At 61.0% G+C, this 8,845-nt stretch carries 3 protein-coding genes and 5 pseudogenes; 4 read left to right on the top strand and 4 right to left on the bottom strand.

All coding sequences use genetic code 11. From position 1 onward, the window contains the following. A partial coding sequence (locus NKI06_RS30295) for a Ulp1 family isopeptidase (RefSeq protein WP_352987891.1) occupies nucleotides 1–2,708 on the bottom strand: 2,708 nt, incomplete at its 3' end. Between the two features lie 1,273 nt (nucleotides 2,709–3,981). Between NKI06_RS30295 and NKI06_RS30985 the strand changes: the two are divergent. Next, a pseudogene (locus tag NKI06_RS30985) lies at nucleotides 3,982–4,113 on the top strand (TnsB C-terminal domain-containing protein); the annotation flags it as partial. 49 nt (nucleotides 4,114–4,162) lie between these two features. Here the strand turns inward: NKI06_RS30985 and NKI06_RS30305 are convergent. After that, nucleotides 4,163–4,469, bottom strand: a pseudogene (locus tag NKI06_RS30305) (transposase family protein); the annotation flags it as partial. Between the two features lie 280 nt (nucleotides 4,470–4,749). Between NKI06_RS30305 and NKI06_RS30310 the strand changes: the two are divergent. From NKI06_RS30310 to NKI06_RS30315, 3 genes and pseudogenes are all read left to right on the top strand, one after another. Beyond that, complete coding sequence (locus tag NKI06_RS30310) at nucleotides 4,750–5,127, top strand: flagellar export protein FliJ (RefSeq protein ID WP_352939102.1); 378 nt, start codon at nucleotides 4,750–4,752, stop codon at nucleotides 5,125–5,127. Between the two features lie 235 nt (nucleotides 5,128–5,362). Beyond that, nucleotides 5,363–5,523 (top strand): annotated as a pseudogene (locus NKI06_RS30990) (DUF1403 family protein); the annotation flags it as partial. 50 nt (nucleotides 5,524–5,573) lie between these two features. Continuing rightward, nucleotides 5,574–6,307 (top strand): annotated as a pseudogene (locus tag NKI06_RS30315) (IS6 family transposase). An 88-nt stretch (nucleotides 6,308–6,395) separates the two neighbouring features. Here NKI06_RS30315 and NKI06_RS30320 read toward each other — a convergent pair. Then, complete coding sequence (locus NKI06_RS30320) at nucleotides 6,396–8,315, bottom strand: potassium transporter Kup (RefSeq protein WP_352987892.1); 1,920 nt, start codon at nucleotides 8,313–8,315, stop codon at nucleotides 6,396–6,398. Nucleotides 8,316–8,398: 83 nt separating this feature from the next. Then, nucleotides 8,399–8,534: pseudogene (locus NKI06_RS30325) on the bottom strand (IS6 family transposase); the annotation flags it as partial. Nucleotides 8,535–8,845: the final 311 nt, after the last annotated feature.

Consider the following 8,845-nt stretch of genomic DNA (forward strand, 5'->3'; position numbering starts at 1 on the left):
CCGCTCCCTTGCGTCATGAGTTGCGCCTCCCATGGCGATCGTAGAAGGTCCGCGTGCGGAATCGAGTCGAAATATCCCGACAAATCAGCGTCGACCGTCTGCTTTTGCAACCGAGCCAGCCTTTCGGCCACCGCGGCCTCGCCAACCGCGGAGGGCGTCTCCTCAGCCCTGGCGAACGCTGGCCCGGCAGGCGCCGCCGGCACAGAACGAGCAGGGTCACGCAACTCGGACGGTGAGGGGGGATTCAGATCAACCACTGACGAATCCGGCGCATGAAGATGGCGCGCCGTTGAGTGACCCGGCTGCAGCACCGAGGCACCCAGCATCGACCCACTGCCTCCGGCGTAGGGCGCCGCGGCGTGTTCTTGTCCGCTCCCTTGCGTCATGAGTTGCGCCTCCCATGGCGATCGTAGAAGGTCCGCGTGCGGAATCGAGTCGAAATATCCCGACAAATCAGCGTCGACGGTCTGCTTTTGCAACCGAGCCAGCCTTTCGGCCACCGCGGCCTCGCCAACCGCGGAGGGCGTCTCCTCAGCCCTGGCGAACGCTGGCCCGGCAGGCGCCGCCGGCACAGAACGAGCATGGTCACGCAACTCGAACGGTGCGGGGGGATTCAGATCAACCACTGACGAATCCGGTGCATGATGATGGCGCGCCGTTGAGTGACCCGGCTGCAGCACCGAGGCACCCAGCATCGACCCACTGCCTCCGGTATGCGGTGCCAGGTGCTCGCCACTGCCTCCGGCGTACGGCGCCGCGGCGTGTTCTTGTCCGCTCCCTTGCATCATGGGCTGCGCCTCCCATGGCAATGCACCCACTTGATGGGTGGGGGCCTGCATCAGCACGCGAGCGCCTGAATTGCCGGTCTCGCTCAGCTGCGGCTCAGTGGCAACGTCCTGCAGACGACTGTTCAGGGTCCTTTGCCTCTTCGCTGGTCTCAACTCCGCTGTATCATGCTCACGGTTGATGAGGACCTCCTCGCTTGGTAGCTGGTTGCTCCTGTCCTGTGCAGCGATCCGCTCGTCCAGCGCGCGCTGGTCGCCGTCGCGCCAGCTCAGGGGACGAAAGGACCCTGCGGGATCCGAGGCTTGGTGATGGTGCCCAGGCACGAAAGACGATGCCACAACAGCGTCGTCTTCATTAGCTTCCCCAAGGGGGAGATTCTCCGGCCAACTGAATGTCTCCTGCGGCCCGCTGCGCTGCGCAGCGGCGTCCCCCGTCCCAACGGGGCTTTCCTTAACCGCGTCTCGGGCGTGTCGGTCCATGAGTTCAAAGTTCGTGAGATAATTTGCCGTTCCAGATGTATCGTCACCCATGAGTCGGGCTTGTAGTGCCTGTCGATTGACGACGAGGTTGTTGAGGTTCAGGTCATCTGGCTGCCATCTTTGCAATCGCCCAACCAGCGCCCGCGTGCCGTCCACCACGTAGACTCCGCAATCCCACCTGTTGCTCTGCTGGGCCATGCGGGGTGAGTCCAGGCGGGCGCCCAGCCTTTTTGCGAACTCTTTTGCAAGCTCTTTATTGTATTCCCCGGCGGAGTCATAATGATGGGCAACCGGCCGTGCCCGGTCGCGGCGATCAACGAATAGCAGCGACCAATGGGTGCCGCGCTCCTCACGAGTCGTACCGGCATCGCTCACTGGCACGAACAGGAAGTCGGCTGTGTCGTTACCGTTCTGATTATGGACGATGCGCTGGAATGCGCTTAGCCTGTCGCTCTCGGAGCCGAAGCGCAGATGAGAATGGGCTACGAGGGGATCCACGAACCGCGTCCGGGCGGCGAGTTCTGGATTGTTCCCCTGCAACTCCTGCTCCAGGAGCTGGTAATCCCTCTGGATATGTTGGTCGCCTAGCAATTGCAATGCGCCGAGCACCCGCCCGTCTTCATTAGCTTTCCCAGGGAGCTTCTCTGGCCGACCCAATGCCTTGTGCGGCCCGCTATGCTGCGCAGCGGCGTCCCCAATGGCACGAGCCTCCATGCCGACTGCGTCTTCCGGACGAGCAGCAAGGGCAATTTCGCGCCTGAGTTCGGACTTCCGGAGATGAGCTAGTGCACTGATCCCACCGGAGTTCATATAGCGCTTGGCATCTTCATCCAGCGACCCCTCGTGAAGCCGAGCCGCAATCCCCGGCTTGTTGTTTTCAACCAGGTATTGACTAAAACGTCTAAGAGCAGATCCATAGGTCTGAATGGTAGCGGGATTCGGCTCGGTCGCAGACGCTGCCTTGTACTCTTTGATGAGAGCCGCTGTGTATTTTCTGATGAGCGCGGCGTCGGCAGGGTCGGGAGTCAGGACAGCGCGGCCCAGCACTGGCGCTCCGCCCGCCCACGTCTTGAGACGACCCACTGCTCTAGCCACGTCCGAGGGGCCACGCCTGCTCTCGTACTCCGAGGGGCCGACCCTGCTCTCGTACTCCTTGAGATCCTGATCCAGCGCGTCAAGCCGAGCAGCAAATCCCGGCCTGTTATTATCAAAGAGCCAACGACCGAAGCCGAGAAGAGAATTTACATGGCGCTTGACCGAGCGCTCCCCGACCTTACCGGCATAGAGTGCTGACCTCAGCCCTTCGACAACAGTCGCATCGTTGGAATAAAGAGGACGCTTGTCGTGACCGGAGACCACTATTGAAGGATCTGGCTGCACCGCCGCCGGCACAGAACGAGCATGGTCACGCAACTCGACCGGTGCGGGATTCAGATCAACCACTGACGAATCCGGTGCATGATGATGGCGCGCCGTTGAGTGACCCGGCTGCAGCACCGAGGCACCTAGCATCGACCCACTGCCTCCGGCGTACGGCGCCGCGGCGTGTTTTTGCCCGCTCCCTTGCATCATGGGCTGCGCTTCCCATGGGGCCGCGGCTTCGATGAGGCTCAGGTCTCCCTGAGACGGATGAGGATGGAACGGGTCTGGCAGAGCCGGAACGCCGGGGGCGGGAATTTGGGCAGCGGCTTGACGCGCCTCGCCCGAGCGCTGCTCAAAGCCCTCTTGCCCGGCCTGTGCCGCTTGCTCTCGAGATGCCGGGGGCTGCACCTGCCGCCAAGCTGTTACATTGGATGGGTCAAATTTGTGCCGGTTCACGCTAGCCTCACGTCCACAGATCAGCTGAGCAACCTACTCGGGCATACTTACGAGAAGCTGACGAGGTCCGCGGTCCCGAAGCGGGTAGGCCTAATTTTCTGCGCGCCGATTGCGCTGGCGCGACGTAGCCCGGCCTTTTGCCAGCTCGGCAGCTACGGCTCGCAAAGAGCGTCGTAAGGCTTGCGGAGCCGCCCCTCAACTCCCGTCGAGGAGCAATCCACAATTCACATATTGGAGATGGCTCGCTGGTTTACCGGTGTCGCTTTTACTTCCCGATTTCAAACAGGGAAAAGAGGTGTTGTTTAGGTTTTAGCGCTACGACAGCCCCGATTTTCCGCTAACGATTTCATTGGTCATTTGCCGAACCGATTACACAACCGAAAAGCAACTCCTTCCCCATCTCTCTCCGATGAAGCATGGTCCGCGGCACGTCGTGTAGCCCGCGAGCTGGATAAGATCCTCGATGGTGCGGGGCCCCGTCAGGCGCCGATCGAGCGGGCCGCCGCGGAGCTGCGCCCGCCAGATCTACAATCTGCTGGCGCGCTACCGCATCGACCGGACCGTGACGTCGCTGCTGCGCGACGGGGAGGGGACTCGGAAAAGCGCCTTGACCAGGATATCGAGGAGATTATCGTGAAGACGCAGTGGCTCGTGCTGGAGGCTCCGCCGCTCGCTCCCGTCGTGGCCGAGGTCCGGGCTCGCTGCGAGGAGGCCGGCCTGGCCACTCCATCCTATCTCACCGTCGCGCGTCGCATACCCTCGCTGTTCAGCCCCGAGTAGATCGCGAGGAAAAGATCAGCGAACCCGAAGCATCCTTCAACGGCTCAAGGCGCGGCCGGGTTACATCCATGCCACGCACCCGCTGGATGTCTGCCAGATCGATCACACACCCACCGACATCAACTTCGTTGAGGTCGTCGACGGTGGTGGAACCTTCATCGGCCGCGCATATCTTACGATCGTTAGCGACGTGGCCACGCGCTGCATTCTCGGCTTCTGCCTCACCCTTGAGAAGCCATCGGCGCTGTCGGTCGCGCTCTGCCTCGCGCAGGCCATGTGTCCAAAGGAGGCATGGTTGGCCACGCATCCTGGTCGACGGCGCGCCACAACCAAAGCTTTTTGCCGGGCGATGGTGACGACCACTTCGTTCAGGTACCAGACATCATTCCGGCACGGCGGCTTGCGGCGCAAGCAGCGAGCGCAGTCCGGCCCGAACTTGATGCCCCAACGGCGACTTGTCTCATACGAAACCACGATGCCGCGTTCCAGCAGCATTTCCTCAACCAGGCGCAGGCTCAGCGGAAACCGGAAATAAAGCCAGACCGCGTGGGCGATAATAGGCGCGTGTAGCTGACGGCGGGCGTATTCATGCCCCCCGGCGTCCATGTCGCAAATCTTGACGATTGCTTTGTGTGTCAAGCCGCCGCAGGTCCCAACGCGTTCATATGCAGACATTGTGAAAATCGCCCTATTCCGCCTTTTTTTTACCGCCCCTTAAGTCCCCCGCTCGCATGCTTGTCGATGCCATTGAACTCATAGCCATCGGGCAAGGATTTTGGAAAATATGTTTCCGCTCGCAGCAGAAAACGTGAGAGTCGCTGTAGGCCTAACGTTAAGGGGAGAGAGCGGTTTGAATTGGACGAAATGTGTACCGGAGTACCGAGTCATGAAGCCCCGAGGTAGTCTGGTCCGACTGAAGCAATTTCAGGTGAATGAGAAGCGGCGACAGTTGCACCAGCTAGACATAATGATTGCCGATTTCGAACGCATGGCGCGAGAACTGGACTTCCAGATAAACGCCGAGGAAACGAAGGCCGGCATCTCCGATGTCAATCATTTCGCTTATCCGACGTTCGCCAAGGCCGCTCGCCTACGTCGTGACAACGTCAAGAATTCGCAATCGGACCTTCTGCGGCAGAGAACCGCAGCCGAGCCATGCCTCGCCGAGGCTGAAGCAGAGCTCTCCAAGGCGCAAATGCTAGAATCGCGCAGCGGCAGAGGCCACGACCTCGAACCCGGCAACCGAAGCGCCATGATCGGCTGAGCCGGACGGCTTCAGCGCGCCTCAATTCGCGACACCGACTGGCCGTTGGCGCGCGAGAGGCGTGCGGGCAGTGTAAAGATATCAGCGGTTAATGCAGCGATAGCTGGCCGGGACGGCTGTCATGCTGCGGCGACATACGCGATTTTCTTCCAGATTTGCATAGCGGCGTTACGCAGGTATTGGGAGAAAGTGGAACTGGTTGGCAATCGGATCATCGGTGGAGACGAACCGCTGCCGGCGGATCGGCGCCTGGCGGCAACGCCTGGCGCTTTCGGCGGCGGCGGTAACGGCAAAGCAGGCTGGCTGCGTCGAGGATGAAGCGCCTGCGCGATGCCGTTCTGCTCACGGCCGGGAGACGGGGTCGGCCCCGCCGGCCGGATGCTGCTCGCTTGGCGCGGCACCGTAAAGTCAACCGACAGCCTATGAAGATGTGCGTACATTGGGCCATGTCAGAAGTTGCTCGTGGTCCGCTCTATGGTCGCCACGGCTTTCCCCCGAGATCATTGCGCACGCGGTATGGCTCTACTTTCGCTTTCCGCTCAGCCTGCGCATGGTTGAGGGCATGCTGGCGGCCCGCGGCATCATCGTCACGCATCAGACCGTTCGAAGCTGCGCGGAGAAATTCGGACGGAATTTCGCCCGAGAGATCAAGCGACGGTCAGCCGGCTGCATGGGCGACAAATGGCATCTCGACGAATGTGTCGTGGCTATCAGTGGCAAGAAGCAGTGGCTCTGGCGTGCCGTCGATCAGGACGGCTTCGTCCTCGAAGTGCTGGTACAAAGCCGCCGAAATGCCAAGGCGGCAAAGCGTCTGATGCACAGGTTGAAGGCTCAAGGGCAGACACCACGGATCATGATCACCGACAAGCTCCGATCCTATGATGCCGCCATGCGCGACCTCATGCCCGGCGTCGAACACCGGTCGCACACAGGCCTGAATAATCGAGCGGAAAATTCGCACCAGCCCACCCGACGACGCGAAAGGATTATGAAACGCTTCAAGTCGGCACGCCAGCTTCAGCGGTTCGTTTCCATCCATGATCCGATTGCCGACCTGCTCCACTTTCCCTGCAATGCGCTGTCATCGGCTCAACATCGAGACCTGCGTAACGCCGCCATGCATTGTGTCGCTACAGCGTCACAGCCGTCCCGGCCAGCTATCGCTGCATCAAGCCGATGAAACTTACAGTGCCGGGCGCGCTGCTACCTGATTTTCCTTACCGCTCAATCAATCTGACAGCACCGATTCTTCTCAACCGCGGCATGCCCTAAATCGCCACCTGCGTGCCGATCTCGACCACACGTCCGGTCGGGATCTGGAAATACTCCGTCGCATCGGCCGCCGAGCGGGCGAGCCCGATGAACAGCTTGTCCTGCCACACCGGCATGCCCGAATTGGGCGAGGCTTTGAGCGAGCGCCTCGACAGGAAGAAGGATGTCGTCATGATGTCAAACTTCCAGCCTTGCTTGCGGCAGGTCGCCAGCGCGCCCGGAATGTTGGGCTGCTCCATATAGCCGAAGGTCAGCGTCACCCGCATGAAAAACTCGTTGACTGTCTCCATCTTGACCCGTTCGCTGTCGGGCACCAGCGGCTGCGGTGCGGTGACCACCGACAGAATGACGTTCTGCTCGTGCAGCACCTTGTAGTGCTTCAGGCTGTGCATCAGCGCTGTCGGCGCGCTTTGCGGATCGCTGGTCAGGAACACGGCGGTGCCGGACACCAGCTGCGGCTTCTTCTTCAACAGATTGCCGGCGAGGAAATCGAGCGGGATTTCGTTGCGGCGGGTCTTGTCGAAGAGATAGCGGCTGCCGCGTATCCAGGTCCACATCGCCAGAACGATGGTGAAGGCCACCGCAAGCGACGCCCAGCCACCCTCGAACACCTTGACGATGTTGGAGGCAAAGAAGCCGATGTCGATGAACGCGAACACCGCCGTCATCGCCACCGCCACCCACAGGCGCCATTTCCAAATGCGCGTCATGACGACGAACAGCAGCACCGTCGTCACCAGCATGTTGCCGGTCACCGAGATGCCATAGGCGGAGGCCAGCTTGCTCGATTCGCCGAAACCGACGACCAGCAACATCACCGCTAACGCCAGCAAAACATTGACGCGCGGCATGTAGATCTGGCCCGACTGCCGTTCCGACGTGTGCAGAATTTCGAGACGCGGCAGCATATTGAGCTGCACCGCCTGCCGGGTCAGCGAGAAGGCGCCGGAGATCACCGCCTGGCTGGCGATAACCGTCGCGGCGGTTGCCAGCACCACCATCGGGATCAGCGTCCAGCCTTCGTTCATCTCGAAGAATGGATGGCCGACGTGACCGTTCTTCGCCAGCACGAAAGCGCCCTGCCCAGCATAGTTGAGCAGCAGGCAGGGAAACACGATCCACAGCCAGGCGACCACGATGGGCCTGCATCCGAAATGGCCGAGATCGGCATAGAGCGCTTCTGCGCCGGTGACGGCAAGGAAGATGGCGCCGATGGTGACGAAGGCGACATCGGGCGAATTGATCAGGAAGGCGACGATGTAGTGCGGGCTGACCGCCCACAGGATTTCCGGGTCGGCGATGATCTGGTTGAGACCGGAAAGGCCGATCGCCAAGAACCATACAGCGGTCACCGGACCGAAGACTAATCCCACCCCACCCGTGCCAAAGCGCTGCACCGCGAACACCATGGCGAGGATGACCAGGGTCAGCGGCACCACATAAGGCTGGAAAGCAGGCGTGACGACGTTCATGCCTTCGACGGCCGAAAGCACCGAAATCGCGGGCGTGATGACCGCGTCGCCAAAAAACAGCGAGGCGCCGACGATGCCGATGCCCAGGATCACCGCCGACCGCTTGGGGAAACTGCCGCGCGCCAGTGCCATCAGCGACAGCACGCCGCCCTCGCCGCCGTTATTGGCGCGCAGCACGAACATGATGTACTTGATGGTGACGATAATAGTCAGCGACCAGATGATCAGCGACAGCACGCCGAGGATATCGCCGCGCTCGGCGACATTGCCGCCCGACGACGCCACCAGCGCCTCACGGAACGCGTAGATCGGGCTGGTGCCAATGTCGCCATAGACAACGCCGAGCGCGCCTAGCATCAGCACCTTGGGGCTTTGCTGTTCGATTGCCGGATGGCTCGACTGTTCGACGGGTTCTGCCTCGCTACCAGTATTGGTAAGGACCATGGACGACACTCCGATAAGGGGCGGCCCTCTACCTTTGCTGCACTGCAATATCAAGTGCCGCAACGTAATGGCTCCGTATGCGGACCGCATTTGTTGCCGCACCGGCGGATTGTCTCATACGAAACCACGATCCCGCTCCCGGGCCATTTCCTCGACGAGACACAGGCTCAAGGGGAACCTGATGGAGGGCCAGACCGGATCAGCGATGATCTGCGGCAGGAAACGATGGCGCTGCTTGTAGCTGACGGCATATCTTTCTACTGTGTGTGTCTGCCAGACGAGTGGGCGGGCACGGAAGTGGTCGCGCTCTACTGCCAGACATGCTCGTCGAACCTGATGAAAACCTGACTTGTACACCCAGCCCAAACAGGTGCGAGGGGTCGGTCTATTACCAAAGGCTCTGAGGGCTGATGGTAGTGTGCTGAGAGTTCTGCAAATTCGCTGAGAGAGGGCGGTCATGGCAGGCTGGTGATGTTCAACGTCACCGATTCCCTGGAAGGAACGCCACCATGACCAAGACAGAAGGTAAA

This window comes from Mesorhizobium sp. M0772 (assembly GCF_040320135.1).
GTDB lineage: Bacteria > Pseudomonadota > Alphaproteobacteria > Rhizobiales > Rhizobiaceae > Mesorhizobium.